This window comes from Chryseobacterium oleae (assembly GCF_900115055.1).
GTDB classification, from domain to species: Bacteria; Bacteroidota; Bacteroidia; order Flavobacteriales; family Weeksellaceae; genus Chryseobacterium; species Chryseobacterium oleae.
On sequence record NZ_FOVD01000003.1, the window covers coordinates 121055 to 141228 of the forward strand.

General features: G+C 38.4%; 14 protein-coding genes. 7 read left to right on the forward strand and 7 right to left on the reverse strand.

The features are described from left to right. The first annotated feature begins 136 nt into the window (after positions 1-136). The 3 genes from BM143_RS11175 to BM143_RS11190 all read left to right on the forward strand — a co-directional run bounded on the left by BM143_RS11175 (position 137) and on the right by BM143_RS11190 (position 3186). Positions 137-829, forward strand: coding sequence for a porin family protein (locus tag BM143_RS11175; RefSeq protein ID WP_090024573.1), 693 nt, complete (start codon positions 137-139; stop codon positions 827-829). Between the two features lie 149 nt (positions 830-978). Beyond that, complete coding sequence (locus BM143_RS11180) at positions 979-1203, forward strand: outer membrane beta-barrel protein (RefSeq protein WP_167375278.1); 225 nt, start codon at positions 979-981, stop codon at positions 1201-1203. A gap of 1275 nt (positions 1204-2478) precedes the next feature. Continuing rightward, a complete protein-coding gene (locus tag BM143_RS11190) occupies positions 2479-3186 on the forward strand; it encodes a porin family protein (RefSeq protein ID WP_051891324.1) in 708 nt (235 codons plus the stop codon). Between the two features lie 273 nt (positions 3187-3459). Here BM143_RS11190 and BM143_RS11195 read toward each other — a convergent pair whose 3' ends face one another. The 7 genes from BM143_RS11195 to BM143_RS11225 all read right to left on the reverse strand — a co-directional run bounded on the left by BM143_RS11195 (position 3460) and on the right by BM143_RS11225 (position 10643). Continuing rightward, positions 3460-4407 (reverse strand): glycerophosphodiester phosphodiesterase family protein, encoded by a 948-nt coding sequence (locus tag BM143_RS11195; protein ID WP_090025002.1) that lies wholly within the window; start codon positions 4405-4407, stop codon positions 3460-3462. Between the two features lie 144 nt (positions 4408-4551). Then, positions 4552-6051 carry an amidophosphoribosyltransferase gene (gene purF, locus BM143_RS11200; RefSeq protein ID WP_090024576.1) on the reverse strand — a complete coding sequence of 500 codons (1500 nt, stop codon included), beginning with the start codon at positions 6049-6051 and terminating at the stop codon, positions 4552-4554. 64 nt (positions 6052-6115) lie between these two features. Next, positions 6116-6475, reverse strand: a complete 360-nt coding sequence (locus BM143_RS11205; RefSeq protein ID WP_034730197.1) for a four helix bundle protein — start codon at positions 6473-6475, stop codon at positions 6116-6118. 36 nt (positions 6476-6511) lie between these two features. Beyond that, entirely contained in the window at positions 6512-7231 is a 720-nt protein-coding gene (purC, locus tag BM143_RS11210; protein ID WP_034730194.1) for a phosphoribosylaminoimidazolesuccinocarboxamide synthase, read from the reverse strand. 33 nt (positions 7232-7264) lie between these two features. Next, a complete protein-coding gene (locus tag BM143_RS11215) occupies positions 7265-7960 on the reverse strand; it encodes a DUF3307 domain-containing protein (protein WP_090024577.1) in 696 nt (231 codons plus the stop codon). Between the two features lie 2 nt (positions 7961-7962). Continuing rightward, the gene (locus tag BM143_RS11220) at positions 7963-8568 is read right to left on the reverse strand and encodes a SatD family protein (RefSeq protein WP_034730188.1); all 606 of its coding nucleotides are present in this window, start codon (positions 8566-8568) and stop codon (positions 7963-7965) included. 173 nt (positions 8569-8741) lie between these two features. After that, positions 8742-10643, reverse strand: coding sequence for an endonuclease (locus tag BM143_RS11225; RefSeq protein ID WP_090024578.1), 1902 nt, complete (start codon positions 10641-10643; stop codon positions 8742-8744). 193 nt (positions 10644-10836) lie between these two features. On the opposite strand from BM143_RS11225, the gene BM143_RS11230 reads away from it, so the two are divergent. From BM143_RS11230 to BM143_RS11245, 4 genes are all read left to right on the forward strand, one after another. Next, entirely contained in the window at positions 10837-11976 is a 1140-nt protein-coding gene (locus tag BM143_RS11230) for an acyl-CoA dehydrogenase family protein (protein ID WP_034730182.1), read from the forward strand. Between the two features lie 237 nt (positions 11977-12213). Beyond that, a complete protein-coding gene (locus tag BM143_RS11235; RefSeq protein WP_090024579.1) occupies positions 12214-15141 on the forward strand; it encodes a reprolysin-like metallopeptidase in 2928 nt (975 codons plus the stop codon). A 232-nt stretch (positions 15142-15373) separates the two neighbouring features. Further along, positions 15374-17602, forward strand: a complete 2229-nt coding sequence (locus BM143_RS11240; RefSeq protein ID WP_090024580.1) for a reprolysin-like metallopeptidase — start codon at positions 15374-15376, stop codon at positions 17600-17602. Between the two features lie 224 nt (positions 17603-17826). Beyond that, positions 17827-20043 carry a zinc-dependent metalloprotease gene (locus BM143_RS11245; RefSeq protein ID WP_090024581.1) on the forward strand — a complete coding sequence of 739 codons (2217 nt, stop codon included), beginning with the start codon at positions 17827-17829 and terminating at the stop codon, positions 20041-20043. Positions 20044-20174 lie beyond the last annotated feature (131 nt).

Sequence of the window (20174 nt, forward strand, 5' to 3'; positions counted from 1 at the left end):
ATTGATTTCAATAGAAAAGGTCAGGTTTATTCATTTAAGCCTGACCTTTTCGCGTAAAACATGATATTTATCAGTTTAATCCCTTTGGCGGGAATTTTGATGCAGTGTGAGAACATAAGTTTAAACTTTAAAAATCATGAAAAAACTAATTTTAGGATTAGCATTTGCAGGAAGCCTTTTGGTGAATGCACAGGAAAAAACTAAATCTACATCACCGATTACTTTCGGGGTTAAAGCAGGATTCAACGCTTCTACTCTTTCCAAGTATGATGGATATGATGGGTATGATAATGATCAGAAGCTGAAACCAGGTTTCAATGCTGGGGTATTTGTAAATATTCCGGTAGCAGAGAAATTCAGCGTTCAACCGGAAGTTCTTTTTAGCCAATTGGGTTCAAAAACTGAAGAAAAAGAGGTGTACTATAATAATTCTGATAAATTCAAAAGAGAAACTGATTACAAAAAAACATTGAATTATCTTACCATTCCTGTAATGGTACAGTACAATATCCTTCCTCAGCTTTATGTAGAAGCAGGGCCTGAGTTCGGATTTCTTTTAGGAGGAAAGGATAAAGGGGACTTGACTCTTACCCAAACTTCCGGAAATACAACGACAACGCAAACAACAAGCTTTTCGGAAAATATTGTTAAAGATCTTCACAATAAATTCAATTTCGGAATCGGTATTGGAGCAGGATATTATTTTACTCAAAATTTTGGGGTAACAGCCAGATTTACGGCAGGTATTACAGATATCTACAAGCATAACAACGGTGATGCTGTTAGAAACAATGCATTCCAGGTGGGTGTAGCTTACAAATTCAAATAATACGTATCATAAAATGCTGGAATTTTATTTAATCCAGTGTTGATAAAGAGATTTTACAAAAGGTCAGGTTTATTCGTTTAAGCCTGGTCTTTTGATTTATAATAGACTTCCTTAAATATGTAGAGGCAGGTCTTGAATTCGGGTTTCTGTTGGGTGGAAGAAGCAAAGGTGACTTTACTCAAACCAGAAATATAGACGGATCAAGCAGTACACAGAGTTATTATGATAAAATTGCGAAGTCCGTATTCAATAAATTCAATTTCGGAATCGGGATTGGAGCGGGATATTATTTCACTCAAAATCTTGCGGTAACAGCGAGGTTTACAGTTGGTATTACGGACATCTATATAAGTATAGCAATTCAGATACAGTGAGAAATAATGCATTTCAGATTGGTTTAGCATATAAATTCAAATAGCGATTTATTATTTTCAAGTTAATGTCGGATCTTTTTAGAGGTCCGGCATTTTTATAGGCAATAAATGGGACATTGGTATTAGGGAGTATGATGCTATCTGGTTTTTTGTTATCAGAACAGTTAACAGAAAAATGTGTTTTTACTTCTAATGGATAAAAGTTTTTTTTTATCAGTATATTAACTCATTTAATTGGTAAGAGTCCTTATCCTGAAGTAGAAGCATTATTGCTTACCCACAATTATTAGTTTAACAATGATTTACGCCATTTTTAATGGTGTTATTATAAGCAAGTGTAAATTAAGTAGAATGATTTTAAAATAAATACGATGCTTTTCGCCAAACTTCATATAAAAATAAAAACGATCCTAATTATGCAAAGTATAGCAATGCTAAGTGGCATGACTACACATCTAATTTGGATAATTAATAATGGATTTTTGTCGGAAAATTATAATGCGCCGTTTTTTACCAGATTTTTTTGGGATAGTTTGACTTTTATTGATCCCATTGCCGCCATCTTATTAATCATCAAGCCCAAAACTGGAATTTGGCTGACTTTCATAATTATTATAATTGATGTCGTTCACAATTTTATATTATGTTTTAGAAGTATAATTCCGAATTCTAATTATTTCTCTTACTGGATTATCGGCAACTGGATGCTTATGTGTCAGATTCTTTTTCTTTTATTTGTGTCTGTTACCTTTAAAAGTAATTTAAAAGAAGTGAAAATCAGATCTGCAGAGTTTTAATACTATAAAGTATCTGGGATTGTTATGTTTCTTTAAGAGGTCGCCTTACACTGAGCTCCAGTTCTCTCAGCAATCGAGAAATAAAACTAAACATTTTATCTCCGATAAAATGTTTGCGCCTTCAATATGACATCAATGTATATGGCTTGCTTTTTCTACTTCATTCTTAAGGAAAATAAAAGCTTAAATATTTTCATCAATTATCTTATCCTTTTTTGTCTATTTTTTTCCGGTTTAACACGATATTAAATCATCAACATAAATGCGTTTTAGCTTAAAATCCCGACCAAAAAATTGAATTCCATAATATAATTTTTCATAAAAAATCGTTAAAAGAAGAGAAAAGACAACAGCCAAAACCCTTCCTAAAGCCCTTCAAATAAGGATTTTCCGAGTTTGGCAAGCATTTTGCAAAATAATTCAAGTCTGATTGAAAAACCGGACACGAAGTACAACAGTAAAATTAAAAAATAAAATTATGAAGAAGTTATTTCTAGGGTTGGCAGTTACTGCTGGCATGATGACATTTGCTCAGGAAACAAAAACAGTAACTCCGGAACCTATTAAAAAAGAAAAACAACCGATCAGATTTGGTATCAAAGCAGGGGGAAACTCTTCTTACTTCAGTGAGCAGAAATTAAGCCTTAACAACCAGAAAGTCGGGTTCCATGCCGGGGTTTTAGTTAATATTCCAATTTCTCAGAAATTCAGCTTACAACCAGAGGTTTTATATAACCAGTTAGGAGCCAGAAGCGTGATCTCATCTACAGATGTAACTACGGGTGCTACGAACGTTAAAACGAAAAGCGAGTACAAAACTACCATGAACTATATTTCAGTTCCTTTAATGGTACAAATGAGACCTACTGAAAGATTTTATGTAGAGGCAGGTCCTGAATTCAGCTATTTCATCAACGGGAAAAACTCCGGAGACAGCACGATTTCTACGACAACAGGTGGTATTACGACCACTCAGTCGGTATCTAACTCTGAAGACATCAACAAAGATAATGTTAACAAGTTTAACTTAGGATTAGGTTTAGGTCTTGGATATGATATCACTCAAAACCTGGGCATCAACGCAAGATACATCAACAGTCTTACGGATATGAGAAACCAAAAGCCTGAAGGTACAGAACCTTTGAACCACAGAGCGTTTCAGTTGGGTCTGAATTACAAGTTCTAATAAGAGACAATCAATTATTTAACCTATAGTAAAGTCCGGATTTAAATTATTTAAGTCCGGACTTTCGTTTTTTGATGATGATAGATGTCAGACACCAGATTTCAGATATCAGATATTATCACTGGGGGCTTCGAGATTCTTAGCCATCAGGTATTTGTCATTCATTCAACCTTTTCTGGTGTATTAGATTATGCGCATCCCGAAATTCTCAAACTCTACGACAGTCTGACGCTCAAACCCTAAAACACTCCCACTCTCAAACCTCTTTACCGGTTATTCAAATATCCTCGGATCATCGCTGATCACACCGTCTATTCCCATGTCTTTTAATTCTTTTAATCTTTCTTTTGTGTTGACGGTCCATGGGATCACTTTCATGCCCAAGGCATGGCATTCCTGTACCAATTTTGAAGTAACGAGGGTGTGATCAGGACTGTAAATGGTTGGGATAAAACTTAGAAATTTCATATCTCCGGCTACACCATTCAAATGATTCGGATATTCTTTGAATTTGTCAGCGGGTATATTTTCGAAATGAGCCTGCTGTTGAACTATCTTTTTATCATCCACTTTTTCTACCAACAGAGCGGTCATGACCTTAGGATATTCCTTATGAATGATTTCCAATGTTCTGGGATCAAACGACTGAATAATTACTCTGTCCTGAATGCCTTTTTTGACAATAATTTTCATCATCAGATCTACAAATTCCTTAGGTTCCGGATGAAATATATTGTCGGAAAAAGGACGTGTTTTGGTTTCTATATTATAAAATGGCAAAGGTCTTTTCAATTCGCGGGAATACGCCTCGCAGGCATCTATTACATCTTCGAAGAGCGGTTTCTGAACCTTCATCTTCTTCTGGTCAGGATAGCGGTCAAGTTTCTTTGAGCCTACATCAAAGGTTTGAATCTTTGCATAGGACATATCATAAATTTTATAGTAAAATCCAGAGTCTTTCGGAATATAGGTTCCATCCGGTTTTGTTATTAATTCAGGGGAAAGGAAAGCATCATGGGAAAGGATTACTTTTTTGTCTTTTGTGATGGCAAGATCCATTTCCAGCGTCGTTACATTCATTTTCAGGGCATTCTTCATGGCCGGAATTGTATTTTCAGGATACAGGGACTTTCCGCCACGATGCGCCTGATTATCAAAAGTCTGAGAGGAATACCATTGGGTCAGTACCAGAAAAGCACCGGTTAAAAATACGTTCTTCATTTTGCTACAGTTTAAGGAAACAAATTTAGAATTTGCCCCTGTACTGTATGATAAAGGAATATTAAGCTTTTGATACATTTATAAAAACAAAAAGAGCCAGACTCAATGCCTGGCTTCTTCTTTTTTATTTCGAATCGCAGATGATTAATTAAATAATTCTATCTCCTCTCCTTTTTCTACCGGATATTCTTCTGTGAAACATCCGAAACAGTGGTTGGAAGATCCTAAAATTTCTTTCAGGTTTTCTGTACTTAAAAACTCTAATGAGTCTACACCCAGATAATCTCTAAGCTCTTCTGTCGTCATATTGGCCGAAATCAGATCATCTTTTGAAGGAGTATCGATTCCTAAGTAGCACGGAGCAATAATAGGAGGAGAAACACTTCTGAAGTGGATCTCTTTCACACCTGCATCCTTCAATATTTTCACCAATCTCTTGGAAGTAGTTCCTCTCACGATAGAATCGTCGATGATCACTACTCTTTTATCCTTGATCTCTGAAATAATCGGGTTAAGCTTAAGGTTTACTACCCTTTCTCTCATTTCCTGTGTAGGAACGATGAAACTTCTTCCGATGTATCTGTTTTTGATCAGAACCGGACGGAAAGGTATTCCGGAAGCTTTTGAGAAACCTATGGCAGCCGGAACTCCTGAATCAGGAACCCCGATCACGATATCCGCTTCTACAGGAGCCTGCTCCCAGATCTTTTCACCGGACTTTTCTCTGATTTCATATACGTTGATGTTTTCCAGTGTAGAGTCAGGTCTTGCGAAGTAGATGTATTCAAAAGAACAGATTCTCTGCTTCCCTCTTCCCTCATTCACCATATAAGACTGAAGTTTTCCAGGCTCATTTTCATTGGTATAAATAATCTCTCCCGGAAGGATATCACGTACATACTGAGCGCCTACAGCATCCAAAGCAACAGATTCGGAAGCTACCACGTAAGTATTTTCATCAACAGCTCCTAAAACCAACGGACGGATCCCGTTGAAGTCTCTGAATGCAAAGAATTTATTTCTCGTCATTCCCACTACGGAGTAAGCACCTTCAATTTTCTCCATGGTAGCTTTGATAGCTCCACGAAGTCCTAAGTCAAGATTTTTCTGGATCAATCTTAAAATAACCTCAGAATCGGAAGTAGCTCTGAAGACAACGCCTTCAGCTTCCAGTTCATTTTTTAATTCTCTCGCATTGGTAAGGTTACCGTTATGCGCTATAGAAAGAATAATCTGGTCGTACTCGTTTTTCGCGAAGAACGGCTGGAAATTATACTTCTTTTTGTCTCCTGCAGTGGTATAACGGGTATGCCCGATTGCAGAATTTCCCATAAAAGCCTCAGGTTCCTGAATTTCTTTATAAACGTCTAAAACCAGTCCTTCATCTTTCATGTTCGTGATTTTCCCGTCTTTTAAAACGGAAATACCGCAGGCTTCCTGTCCTCTGTGCTGGAGGGCAAAAAGTCCGAACTGTGAAAGCGAAAACGTATCCAGATCATTGTCAGAGTACAGTCCGAAGATTCCGCACTCCTCATTGGGAGCATCCAGTCTTTCTTCTTCCTGCGTTCTGAAAAGATTCCTCCCGTAGGTCTGGCCTCTAAACTGTTTTAAATATTCACTTTTATGAATGTCTAAACTTTTCATTTCTATTTTTTCTAAATTAGAAGTTAGATATTAGATGTTAGAAATTAGTCTAAGTCAACTTCAATTATAATTTTAAACTTTCTTTTAATGAGTATATCATCTTCTGAATTTCAGCTAAAAGTTCTTTTAAAGGTACTACTTTAGCTTCAGAAATAAAATCCAGATCTATTAACAACTGTAATTGAGTTTGCAGTTCATAGGTAGAACCAAATGCAATTCCAAGAAATTGATAGAACTCATTCTTATTATTTCTTCCAGCTCCTTCAGCAATATTAGAAGGTATTGAAACGGCACATCTTCTGATTTGAGACAGCAGACCAAATTTTTCTTCAGCTGGAAGTTCTGCAGAAACTAAATAAACTTCTTTTACCAAAGCCATCGATTTCTTCCAAACCTTCAAATCTTCTATCCTGTGCGATTTCATACTAACTTCTAATATCTAACTTCTAACTTCTCCAATTTACTTACCAAGTAAATTTTTCAGTCTGTTGTAGATCTCTACGTAAGCTTCCGTCACTTCTCCAAGATCTCTTCTGAATCTGTCTTTATCCAGTTTCTTCATGGTATCTTTGTCCCAAAGTCTGCATGTATCAGGAGAAATTTCGTCAGCAAGGATGATTTCCCCGTCTGCCGTTTTTCCTAATTCAATTTTGAAATCAACCAGGATGATGTTCATTTTATCAAAAAGGTCGATCAGGATTTCGTTGATATCAGAAGTCAGTTCATACATTTCATCCAATTCCTCATAGGTTGCTGCTCCTAAAAAAACGGCGTGGTGATCGTTGATAAGCGGATCTCCCAACTCGTCTTTTTTGTAGCAGATATCGAAGATGGTCACCGGAGATTTAATTCCTTCTTCCACTCCTAATCTTTGAGCCATACTTCCTGCAGAGTAGTTTCTTACCACCATTTCCAATGGAATGATAGATACTTTTTTTACCAGCTGCTCTCTCTCGTCTAATTGTTTGATGAAATGAGTTTTAATCCCTTTTTCATTTAAGTATTCAAAAATAAGAGTGGTGATCGCGTTGTTCATTTCGCCTTTCAAATCAACAGACCCTCTTTTTTGAGCGTTAAATGCTGTAGCGTCGTCTTTAAAACGTACTACTACTTCATTAGGATTATCGGTAGCAAATACCTGTTTTGCCTTACCTTCGTACAACATTTCTTTCTTTTCCATTTCTAAATTCTTGTTAGTTAGATTTATTTTATATTACTTAATTAAAATTCCTGTTAAAACAGCTAATCCGAAACTCAGCAGTGTTCCGATCAATACATATTCCGTAAGCTTTCGCTGTTTAGCCTGTGCCAGATCGCTGAATCTGAAAACCGATTTGGCAGCCACCATAAAACCTACGCCTTCCCAGTGATTCACCATAATAAACGTGAACACCAGAAGACGTTCCAGTATTCCGATATATTTTCCTGCACTCGACAGCGATTCGGTCTGTAAACTGCTTTGTGTCTCCGGAACCGGAGTCCATGAAGACAATAATATTTTGATAAAGATGGATGCAGGGGTTGACAGAAATAATGCCGCCATCCCAATTTTTAAAACTTCCTGATTGCTCAGAAAATTAAAACTGAATTCTTTGAAATAGAATGAGATTCCCAGAATTACAAGAATATGCAGCATCTGATCAATGAAAAACCATCTCTTTTTATTCTTTACGTTTTGAAAGATCAGTTTTGAGGCATCAATGATAAGATGCGTGATCCCCACCAAAATAGAAACCCACCAGAGGTCTGTATTCCAAAGGAAAACAAAACTTAAAATGGTATGAATCAGAACATGAAGGTACAAATACGGACTTTTCAGCTTACGGCGTTCTTTATCTGCAACCCAAGAATCTGGCTGAAGAATAAAATCTCCGAATAGATGTGCCAATATGAGTTTAGTAAAGATCATGCTTACAGTTCTGAGATTTTCTTTCTAAAATATTGATTAGTTTCTACGATAAGTTCGTAGTTGGCGCGTTTCAGCCTCTGACTTACGGAGGACTGTGAGATGGCAAATTTCTTAGCCAGATCTTCCTGTGTGATATCCTGGTTCATGATCATTTCGTGAATGATCTCTGCCGTGGCTACCGTCCAGCTGTCGAAATCCTTGGAAGACCATTTCAGGAGAATATTTAAATCCCGGTCTACAGCTTCGTTGGAGGTTTTTATAGAAACGGTGTGTCCGTCACTCTTAAGGTCGTTGAGCAGTCGTCCGGAATGTACGTAGGCTGTTCCATTGGATTCGGTGATTTTTTCAGAGGAAAAATTCTCTTCCCCAATGCCTATAGCAATTCTTACATCTAAATTTTCCTGACTTCTTATGAGGGACTTTATGGCTAGAAAACGCCAGAACACTTCATCAATGCTACACTTAAACTGGAACTCGTCTCCTCTGTAGATTTCCCATGCGAGCGGTGAACTTCCCCAATTTTCCAGGAGATTCTTGAGTCTGGTGATCCAAACTTCCGTGTCTGCATGCTGTGAATTTATAATATCACCGGTTATGACCGCTATCATTATGCAAATATAAGCATAATTACTTATAAATAAAAAATATAAGCAGAAACACTTATAGATATTGATTATTAGTGAATCTGCTTATATCAATTATGTATTGTTTATAAGCTTTTTAACGAAAAAAATAAAAATTCGAAAGCCTAAAATGACCCAAATGGGCTCTTGCCGCTCAGTTATTTTTTAATAAACTGATACACTTTTTCATCAAGTTTTAAGAAATAAAAACCTGCAGAAAGATTCTGAAGAGAAATATTCTTCTTGTTCCTGAACGGATTTTTTTCAGTGTAAATTATTTTTCCTGAAACGTCCAGTACCTGAGCCATCTTAATTTCCTGAGTTTCTCCGCTCACGAAAAGATCATCATGAACCGGGTTCGGATATATTTTAAACTCTTTATTTGAAGTGATAAGATCAGTCGTAGATAAAGTTCCTCCAAGATTCTGGCAGTAGTTGATCGCATAAGAATCCCATTCACTTAAAGTAAACGTACTTGTCGGCTGGGTGACTGTGCTTTTTCTGTAAAGAGAAAGATTACCGTTTGCATTAGCCGTACTTTTCAAACCGATTGCATCCACAGTCCCAAAACCCTTATAGGCTAATTCTACATACTGACTTCCTGTATATGTCATAGGAGTGGAAGCCGTAACAAATTTAGCCTGTGAATTGGTATAACACGTGAATGCTGCATTAGGGTTTAAAACAACAAATGTTTGATTATTGGCAATTTTACCCTCAAGCTGAAAACTGTCTGAGAAATAATAACTGGTTCCACTGCTGAACTGAATATTCAGATTGTAGTTATTCAGATTAACTTCATGTCCGGTTTTATTGGTAATTTCTATCGCTTTATTATTGCCGCTTCCTTCAATATATTTGCTAATCATTAAATCCTTTGAAAAACCGTCTGAAGCAATGGTGGCTGCCGTAGCAACGTTACTCATTGGAGATTCCAGATATCCTTTATCATAAGATTTTACCGTAAAAGTATACGTTGTTGACGGAGTCAGCCTATCAATAGAGATACTGGTACTTTTAGTAGTAGCAATAGGCGTTGCAGCACCATTCATATAAATTTTGTATCCTAAAATATCCGTATCTGCACTTGGCGTCCAGCTTAAATTGACAAAATTGGCATTCTGTTGAGCTACCGACAGGTTTATCGGGGCAGAAGGCGCATTTGCATCAGGAGTTTCAGACCAGATTAAATCCACCCAACCCGGATTATCAATAAATGGATTTCTGTTTTTCTGAATACTGTACACCGTATTATTTCGGTCTATTTCCCTTTGTGAAACAGGATCTAAAGTATTCCACTGTTTTAACATTGTAATGTAAGCCGGTTCAAAAGCACGTTCTTCCGTGCCATCCAACTGGGATTCGTCATTGGCCGGAGTAGTTCCTGCATTATGATTAAACCCGTTCAGCTTTCCTTCATATCTTACCGCAAAATACAGCAATGCTCTGGCAACATCTCCTTTAAATTCATTGATTGGCTCATAAACACGTCCTGTATAAGCCAAGCCCGGAGTTGCATCGTTGGCTATCTTTGAACCATTGGTAAAATTATAATAAACCGTTGATCCCGCTACACCATAAGGGTAATTGGATCTTCTCTGATTGATCCAGGCATCCACCGGCACTACATAAAACAAGTCAGAATACATAGGATAATTACTGATGCTTCCTGTACTGAATGTACTTTGCGGAACCATATGCTCCCGGTTCCACGCGATTCCTTCTCCTGTAATAGAACCTGATCCCTGCAATTGTGTGGAGTTGTACTCATATGAATCTGGTCCGTTCGGAATTTCTGAGTAAATATCTAATAATATGTAGTTCCCATTGGAAGGATTGTTGGTGCTATTATGATCGTAATAAACATCTAAATCTGTCTGTTTATAATATTCCTGCAAGTCGCCATAGTGCCAGTTGACATTCTTTTCAGCAATAATATCATGCAACTTAGACTTCAGCGCATAACCGCTAAGTCCCACTGTTCCGTCATAATATCCCGCCGGAGCCTGGGCAGAAATAAGTGAGGAGATTAAAATAATAGGTAGTAGAAGTTTTTTCATTCCTTAAAAATTGGGAGGCTAAAATAGTAAATTAAAACACTTAAAGTTCTGAAAAATTTATTAAAAAATCATTAATTATGAAAATATAAAAAATTGATTATTAAAATATTGCGTATATGATCTTATGAGCTAAATAATTATTTTTGGCTTTCCGTCAATTTAATTATCTTTGGGAACTAACTATTTTATCTATATGAACACAGAGACTATTGACAACATTAAAATGATAGCGGAAACAGCAAGAGAATTTGCTGAGAAAAATATCAGACCGAATATTATGGAGTGGGACGAGAGCCAAACATTTCCAAAAGACTTATTTCACCAGTTAGGAGAAATGGGATTTATGGGGATCGTAGTTCCTGAGCAGTACGGAGGTTCCGGTCTGGGTTATCACGAATATGTTACCATTCTGGATGAAATCTCTCAGGTAGACCCTTCTATCGGTCTTTCTGTAGCGGCACACAATTCACTTTGTACCAATCATATCTATGAGTTCGGAAATGAGGAGCAGAGACACAGATGGCTTCCACAGCTTGCTTCGGGTAAAGTGATCGGCGCATGGGGACTTACAGAGCACAATACAGGTTCTGATTCAGGAGGTATGTCTACGACTGCTGTAAAAGACGGTGATGACTGGGTGATCAACGGTGCTAAAAACTTTATCACTCACGCCATTTCTGGAGACATTGCCGTAGTAATGACCAGAACAGGTGAAATAGGAGCTAAAAACAACTCTACTGCTTTTGTTCTGGAAAAAGGAATGCCGGGCTTCACGTCAGGAAAAAAAGAAAATAAATTAGGAATGCGTGCTTCTGAAACGGCTGAACTTATTTTCGACAGCGTTCGTGTACCGGATTCTCACAGATTAGGAGAAGTAGGTGAAGGTTTCAAGCAGGCTATGAAAATCCTGGATGGTGGTAGAATTTCTATCGCTGCTTTAAGTTTAGGAACAGCAAGAGGCGCTTACAAAGCGGCTTTAAAATATGCTAAAGAAAGACACCAGTTTGGAAAAGCAATCGCTGAATTCCAGGCGATCAACTTTATGCTTGCTGATATGGCAACAGAAATTGACGCTGCTGAACTTCTGATCCAAAGAGCATCAACCTTGAAAAATGCCAAACAAAAAATGACCAAAGAAGGAGCAATGGCTAAATTGTACGCTTCTGAGGCTTGTGTAAGAATTTCCAACAATGCCGTACAGATCTTCGGAGGTTACGGGTATACAAAGGACTTCCCTGCTGAGAAATTCTACAGAGATTCTAAATTATGCACCATCGGTGAAGGTACTTCAGAAATCCAGAGAATGGTAATCGGAAGAGATATTACAAAATAAGAAATCATTTTCAAGTTCTGACCTGAAAATCAGATTGAGAATTATTTTATAATAAACCAATAGCATACGTATTTTGCGTATGCTATTTTCTTTTTATGAGATAATACATTTTTCATTATATTCAATGTATTGCATAATATATTAAATGAATACTCTAAATTTTTCTTAAATAATTTTGTTTTTCGTAACATAAAAATTATTAGCTTTGATATTCCACAACCAAAACAAATAATTAATATGAAAAAACAATTATCCATGATTGGAATGCTTCTCATTACGGGCATTTCTTTCGCGCAGACTGACCGTCTCTGGAGCGAAGGTTCAAAAAAAGCACCTTCAGACATTTTTGAAAACAAAACCCAAATCACTAATCCGAAGATTTACAGCTTAGATTTTGATGGATTAAAAAATGCACTTGCCAAAGCTCCCAAAAGATTAGCTGCGGGAGAAAAATCAGAAACCATCATTTCTTTCCCTAATTCTGAAGGGAAGATGGAAAACTTTAAAGTAAGGGAAAATTCAAACTTCGACCCTCAGCTTGCCGCGAAATATCCGGATATCAAATCTTATGTAGGCGAAGGCCTTAACGATCCCAATTCAACAGTTTATTTCAGTATTTCTTCACTCGGACTTTCTTCCATGGAGATTTATGGTGATAAATCTGCTGTTTTCATCGAACCGTATGCTAAAGACCTTTCGTCTTATGTAGTATACAGAAAATCAGACAAAAAAGACAACCTCAACAAATTCGAATGTACCGTTATTGATGTCGCTCAAAAAGGAGTATCCAATACCAATATCGCTGCAAGACCCAACGCAGACGATGCCAAACTAAGAACATTCAGACTGGCGCTTTCCACTACCGGAGAATACACAGTATATTTCGGAGGAACCAAAGCCAATGCACTGGCAGCCATCAACAACACCATGACGCGTGTAAACGGGGTGTTCGAAAAAGATTTTGCCGCAAGAATGGTACTGATCGCCAACAACGATGCGGTAATCTACACCAACGCTTCCACAGATCCTTATTCTGCCGCTTCAGGAATGAGCAGCTGGAATTCCCAGCTTCAAAGCACCCTGACTTCAGTGATTGGTGAAGCCAACTATGACATCGGACACTTATTCGGAGCTTCCGGAGGTGGCGGAAACGCCGGATGCATCGGATGTATCTGTACCAACGGCTCAAAAGGAAGCGGATACACCTCTCCGGCAGATGCCATTCCTTCAGGAGACAATTTCGATATCGATTATGTAGCCCACGAAATGGGACATCAGTTCGGAGGAAATCACACCTTCTCTCATGGCAATGAAGGCACCGGAGTCAATATGGAGCCGGGTTCAGGATCAACTATCATGGGCTATGCAGGAATTACCGGCCAGGATGTTCAGCCTCATTCAGATGCGTTCTTCCATGCGGTAAGCATTCAGCAGATTACCAATAATATTAAAGCTAAAACATGTCCGGTAAGCACTTCTACAGGAAACGCCATTCCTACAGCCAATGCCGGTCTTGACTATACGATTCCAAAAGGAACGCCATTTATGCTGACAGGAACCGGAACCGACGCCAACGGAGATTCATTAACCTATATCTGGGAACAGATGGATAATGCTTCATCGTCACAAACGGGAGCCAGCTCTGCAGCAAGCGCTACAAAAGCATCAGGCCCTACTTTCAGATCATGGACCCCAACAACTTCTCCGATAAGATATTTCCCTAGAATGGCATCCATTTTAACGGGAGGAACCACTACTGCAGGTTCCGAAATCACAGTAGAAGCTTTATCTAATGTAGCCAGATCATTAAACTTTAGATTCACTGTTCGTGACAACAGAGCCGGAGGTTCAGGAAACAATTCCGACGATGCATTGGTTACAGTCAACGCAACGGCAGGACCATTCAGTGTATCTTCCCAAAACTCTGCCATATCTTATGCGGGAGGAAGTTCACAGACCGTTACATGGAACGTAGCCGGAACAACTGCCAATAATGTCAATGCAGCGAATGTAGATATCCTTTGGTCAACTGACAGCGGAAATACATGGACTACCCTTCTTGCCGGAACGCCTAATGACGGATCTCAGGCTGTAACCATTCCAAACTCCTCTACTACAACAGGAAGAATTATGGTAAAAGGCTCCAATCATATCTTCTTTGATGTGAACAATGCCAATATTACCGTTAATGCAGGTTCAGGCACAGATACCGTAGCTCCTACAGCTCCTACTCTTGCAGCTTCCGGAACTACAGCGACAACTACCAATCTTTCATGGAGCGGTGCTACCGACAATGTAGGCGTTACAGGATATGATGTGTATATGAACGGATCTCTGATTGGAAACACTGCATCTACTACTTATACTGTAACAAGTTTAACCCCTGCAACCACTTACAGCTTCACTGTTAAATCCAAAGATGCAGCAGGAAATGTATCCCCTTCAAGTAACACGGTAAGCGTAACAACTCTTACAGGAGGAACTGTAACTTACTGTTCTGCTTCTGCGAACAATACTTCGGACGAAAGAATCGGAAATGTGAAATTCGGAACCATCAACAATACTTCAACAGGGACTGCCGGATATGAAAACTTCACATCAATTTCTACCAATGTAACCAGAGGAAGTGCTTACACCATCTCAGTAACTCCAACGTGGACTTCAACGGTTTACAGCGAAGCTTACGCAGTATATATTGATTATAACGGTGACGGTGACTTTACAGACAGCGGAGAATTAGCATGGACTAAAACAGGCTCTACGACAACTCCAGTAACGGGAAGTATTACGATTCCTGCCACTGCAACGATTGGCTCTACAAGAATGAGAGTAATGATGCAGTACAGCTCCGTTCCGACATCTTCATGTGGTTCATATACTTATGGCCAGGTGGAAGACTACACGCTTAATATCGTTTCTTCAGGCAGAGGAGAACTTTCTGACACCAAAGATTTAATCGCCGGATTCAGACTGTATCCAAACCCTGTAAAAGATGTATTATATATTTCAAACACGACATCTGAAGAGTATAAAATCTTCGATATGGGTGGAAAACTAATCAATTCAGGAAAACTGGAAAAAGGCAGCGTTAATGTAAGCGGACTTATCAAAGGAGCTTATATGATCCAGATTGGAGACCATGCCAAGAGATTCATCAAAAACTAATAACCACAAACCTATTTATTCAATACTGCCTCATTCGGGGCAGTATTTTTTTTGAAATTTTTTAACCATTTAAATTAAATCATATGCATTTTTTTATGTAAAATAAAATTTAAATTATTATTCAACATTAAAAAATACTAATTAATGAATGGATGTATAAAATATTGTATATGAGATGTTTTCATGGAATTTTATTCACTAATTTTGGATTTACCAATTATAATATATTTATATGAAACAACAATTATTGCTGATTGGGATGCTTATGATGACAGGCATCACTTTCGCTCAAACAGACCGCGTATGGTCTCAGGCTTCACTAAAAAATTCTTCTGAAGTCCTAGAAAACAAAACAGGTATTGATGATCCAAAAATCTTCAGACTTGACATGGATGGATTAAAGAATACGTTATCTGCTGCTCCTAAAAGACTGATCGCAGGGCAGAAATCAGAAATCGTTATTTCTTTCCCTAATTCCGAAGGAAAAATGGAAAATTTTAAGGTTGCCGAAAATTCAAACTTTGATCCTGAATTGGCCGCCAAATACCCGGACATCAAGTCTTATGTAGGTCAAGGTGTTTCTGATGCCAGTTCAACGGTCTACTTCAGCATCTCTCCATTAGGATTATCATCAATGGAAATTTATGGCGATAAGTCGGCTACTTTCATTGAACCTTACACCAAAGATCTTTCTACGTATGTGGTTTATAAAAAATCAGATAAAAAAGAAAGTCTTAACAAATTTGAATGCAAAGTCATAGATGAAGTTCACAAACAGACAAATTCAACAGCAAAAACCAATGCAGATGATGCTAAATTAAGAACATTCAGACTGGCACTTTCATGTACAGGAGAATATGCAACTTTTTTTGGAGGAACAAAAGCGAATGCGCTGGCAGCCATGAACAATACGATGACCCGTGTGAACGGTGTTTTTGAAAAAGATTTTGCTGCAAGAATGGTGTTAATCAGCAATACCGATGATGTTATTTACACGAATGCATCTACAGACCCATATTCAAAAGTGACAAGTTCCACATCCCCACCGGCAGCATGGAATTCACAGCTTCAGACCACACTGACGAATTTAATTGGAGAAGATAAATATGATATTGGCCATTTATTCGGTGCTTCCGGTGGTGGCGGAGACGCGGGCTGTATAGGTTGCGTTTGTGAAGATGGAAAAAAAGGAAGCGGGATCACCTCTCCTAATACAGGCTCTGTAAATTCATCTACCAACTTTCCGCCTTCCGGGGATACATTTGACATTGATTATGTAGCCCATGAAATGGGGCATCAGTTTGGTGGAAACCATACTTTTTCTTTTGACATAGAAGACGAGGGAGTTAATGTAGAACCAGGATCAGGATCAACTATTATGGGGTACGCCGGTATTACCGATCAGGATATCCAGCCTCATTCCGATGCATTTTTTCATGCTATAACGATTGAACAAATCACTGATAATATTAAAGCAAAAACCTGCCCGGTAGTTACTTCTACTGGAAATGCCATTCCAACCGCTAATGCAGGTTTAGACTATACGATCCCAAAAGGAACTCCGTTCATGTTAACCGGAACAGGAACCGACACCAACGGTGACTCACTAACCTATATCTGGGAACAGATGGACAATGCTTCATCATCACAAACAGAAGCCAACTCTGCAGCAAGTGCTACAAAAGCATCAGGCCCTACTTTCAGATCATGGACACCGACCGCATCCCCTACACGATATTTCCCAAGAATGGCTTCAATACTGGCAGGTGCTACGACTACTGCGGGCACAGAAATTACAGTAGAAGCTCTACCTAACGTAGCAAGAAAACTCAACTTCAGATTTACTGTTCGTGACAACAGAGCCGGAGGTTCAGGAAATAATTCCGACGATGTAGTGCTTACAGTAAACAAAACAGCAGGACCATTCAGCGTAAGCTCACAAAACTCAGCAACTACGTATACAGGAGGAAGTTCTCAAACTGTAACGTGGAATGTGGCAGGAACTACAGCAAACAATGTAAATGCGGCAAATGTAGATATTCTATGGTCAACAAACAGCGGAAGCACATGGACTACCCTGCTTGCAGGAACGCCAAACGACGGATCCCAAGCGGTAACCATTCCTAATGCAGCCACTGCAACGGGAAGAATTATGGTAAAAGGTTCCAATCATATCTTCTTCGATGTCAACAACGCAAACATTAAGGTCAATGCAAGTGCTGCAAAAGCAGTTCAGGAAACTAAAGAAGTTCTTACAGACATTAAAGTATATCCAAATCCTGTAAAAGATGTCCTGAATATTTCCAATACCACATCCGAAGAGTATAAGATATTCGATATGTCCGGAAAAGTCATCAGCTCAGGAAAACTGGAAAGAGGCAGCGTGAATGTAAGCAAACTGATCAAAGGAGCTTATGTGATTCTGATTGGAGAAACTACGAAGAGGTTTATAAAAGACTAAAAATTTCAACCTAATTTATTTAATACTGTCTCAAAAGGGGCAGTATTTTTTTTACTATTTATTGTCATGCCAATTGTATTTTTTTATAACAAAATAAAGATTGAATTATTATTTAATGTTAAAAAATAAAAGTTAATGAACGACCCTTTAAAACATTGCTAATGAGCGGATTTCAATATACTTTATTCACTAGATTTGGATTAAACCAATTTTAAAATATCCATATGAAAAAACAATTATTAATGAGTGGTATGCTTATGATTACAGGTATCACTTTTGCGCAAACAGACCGCTTATGGTCTCCTGCTTCACTAAAAAAAACAGCTGAAGTATTTGAAAACAAAACACGAATTGAGGAACCAAAGATCTTTAGTCTTGACATTAACGGATTAAAAAATGCACTTTCCAGAGCGCCTAAAAGAATGATTGAAGACCAGAAATCAGAAATCATCATTTCTTTTCCTAATTCTGAAGGAAAGATGGAAAATTTCAAAGTGACGGAAAATTCAAACCTGGACCCGGAACTTACTGCAAAATACCCGGATATTAAATCCTATGTGGGACAAAATGTAAATGATCCGGGCTCTACAGTTTTTTTCAGCCTTTCCCAATTAGGACTTTCATCCATGGAAATCTACGATAATAAATCTGCGGTTTTCATTGAGCCTTACACTAAAGATCTTTCAACCTATGTGGTTTATAAAAAATCGGATAAGAAAGAAGATCTAAGTAACTTTGAATGTAAAGTTATCGATGAAGTACAAAAAGCCACTTCAAATAGCGCAGAAAAAGCCAATGCTAATGATGCTAAACTGAGAACGTACCGAATGGCACTCTCCTGTACAGGAGAATACACCTCTTATTTCGGAGGCACAAAAGCTAATGCACTGGCAGCTATGAACAATACCATGACCCGGGTCAACGGTGTATTCGAAAAAGATATGGCCGTACGGATGGTCCTTATAGCAAATAATGATGCTATTATCTATACTAACGCATCTACAGATCCATACTCTCCTTCTTCATTAAAGAGCAAATGGAATCTGGAATTACAGAATAATCTGACCAATACCATAGGGAATTCAGCATATGATATCGGACATCTGTTTGGTGCTACAGGAGGCGGAGGAAATGCGGGCTGTCTTGGATGTGTCTGCAGAGACGATACTTCTTCCACTACAGATTTTAACAAAGGAAGTGCGATCACCTCTCCAGCTAATGCCATCCCTTCCGGTGATACTTTCGATATTGATTTTGTTGCCCATGAAATAGGCCATCAGTTTGGCGCCAACCACACTTATTCTATGGCAAATGACGGATCAAATTTACGTATGGAGCCTGGATCCGGATCAACTATTATGGGATATGCGGGAATTACCGCTCAGGATGTTCAGCCCAATTCAGATGCGTTCTTTCATGCGAGCAGCATTGAACAAGTTACCAATTATATTAAAAGCACAACCTGCGCAGCAATTACCAATACAGGAAATGCTATTCCTACGGCTAACGCAGGGCCGGATTACACCATTCCGAAAGGTACCCCATTTATGTTAACCGGAACCGGAACAGATGCAAATGGTGATCTTCTAACATATATCTGGGAACAGATTGATAGCGCACCATCTTCACAAACGGGATCCAGCTCTGCAGCCAATGCAACAAAAACAACAGGCCCAACTTTCAGATCGTGGACGCCAACAACTTCTCCGGTAAGGTATTTCCCGAGAATGGCCTCTATATTAACCGGAGCTACCACTACTGCTGGTTCAGAAATTACGGTAGAAGCACTGTCTAATGTAGCAAGATCATTAAATTTCAGATTTACCGTTCGCGACAACAGAGCCGGAGGATCGGGTAATAATTCCGATGATGCAAAAATCACAGTGAACGGAACCGCAGGACCTTTTAATATCACTACTCAGAATTCAGCAATAACCTATACCGGAGGAACTTCTCAAACGGTAAACTGGAATGTGGCAGGGACAACAGTGAATGGAGTCAATGCAGCGAATGTAGATATCTTATGGTCAACAAACAGCGGAAGCACATGGACTACCCTGCTTGCAGGAACTCCTAACGATGGATCCCAAGCGGTAACCATTCCTAATGCAGCCACTACAACAGGAAGAATTATGGTGAAAGGTTCGAATCATATTTTCTTTGATGTCAACAATGCGAACATTAAAGTCAATGCAAGTGCTGCAAAAGCAGTTCAGGAAACTAAAGAAGTTCTTACAGACATTAAAGTATATCCAAATCCTGTAAAAGATGTCCTGAATATTTCCAACACTACATCCGAAGAGTATAAGATATTCGATATGTCCGGAAAAGTGATCAGTTCAGGAAAACTGGAAAAAGGCAGCGTAAATGTAAGCAAACTAATTAAAGGAGCTTATGTGATCCAGATCGGTGAAACTACGAAGAGGTTTATAAAAAACTAACTACATTTTAATATTATTTAGAAAGGCCGCTCAGTAATGAGTGGTCTTTTTTTATGAATGATGATTGATAAAATATACAAGATATCAATGAAAACAGAGAATGATATTGCAAGAGCTTTCATCTTCCAACT

Coding starts and splice junctions, on each gene's coding strand:
- BM143_RS11230 (WP_034730182.1), top strand. CDS start 10,837: ATGAACACAGAGACTATTGACAACATTAAAATGATAGCGGAAACAGCA.
- BM143_RS11195 (WP_090025002.1), bottom strand. CDS start 4,407: ATGAAGAACGTATTTTTAACCGGTGCTTTTCTGGTACTGACCCAATGG.
- BM143_RS11205 (WP_034730197.1), bottom strand. CDS start 6,475: ATGAAATCGCACAGGATAGAAGATTTGAAGGTTTGGAAGAAATCGATG.
- purF (WP_090024576.1), bottom strand. CDS start 6,051: ATGAAAAGTTTAGACATTCATAAAAGTGAATATTTAAAACAGTTTAGA.
- BM143_RS11235 (WP_090024579.1), top strand. CDS start 12,214: ATGAAAAAACAATTATCCATGATTGGAATGCTTCTCATTACGGGCATT.
- BM143_RS11190 (WP_051891324.1), top strand. CDS start 2,479: ATGAAGAAGTTATTTCTAGGGTTGGCAGTTACTGCTGGCATGATGACA.
- BM143_RS11245 (WP_090024581.1), top strand. CDS start 17,827: ATGAAAAAACAATTATTAATGAGTGGTATGCTTATGATTACAGGTATC.
- BM143_RS11175 (WP_090024573.1), top strand. CDS start 137: ATGAAAAAACTAATTTTAGGATTAGCATTTGCAGGAAGCCTTTTGGTG.
- BM143_RS11240 (WP_090024580.1), top strand. CDS start 15,374: ATGAAACAACAATTATTGCTGATTGGGATGCTTATGATGACAGGCATC.
- BM143_RS11225 (WP_090024578.1), bottom strand. CDS start 10,643: ATGAAAAAACTTCTACTACCTATTATTTTAATCTCCTCACTTATTTCT.
- BM143_RS11220 (WP_034730188.1), bottom strand. CDS start 8,568: ATGATAGCGGTCATAACCGGTGATATTATAAATTCACAGCATGCAGAC.
- BM143_RS11215 (WP_090024577.1), bottom strand. CDS start 7,960: ATGATCTTTACTAAACTCATATTGGCACATCTATTCGGAGATTTTATT.
- purC (WP_034730194.1), bottom strand. CDS start 7,231: ATGGAAAAGAAAGAAATGTTGTACGAAGGTAAGGCAAAACAGGTATTT.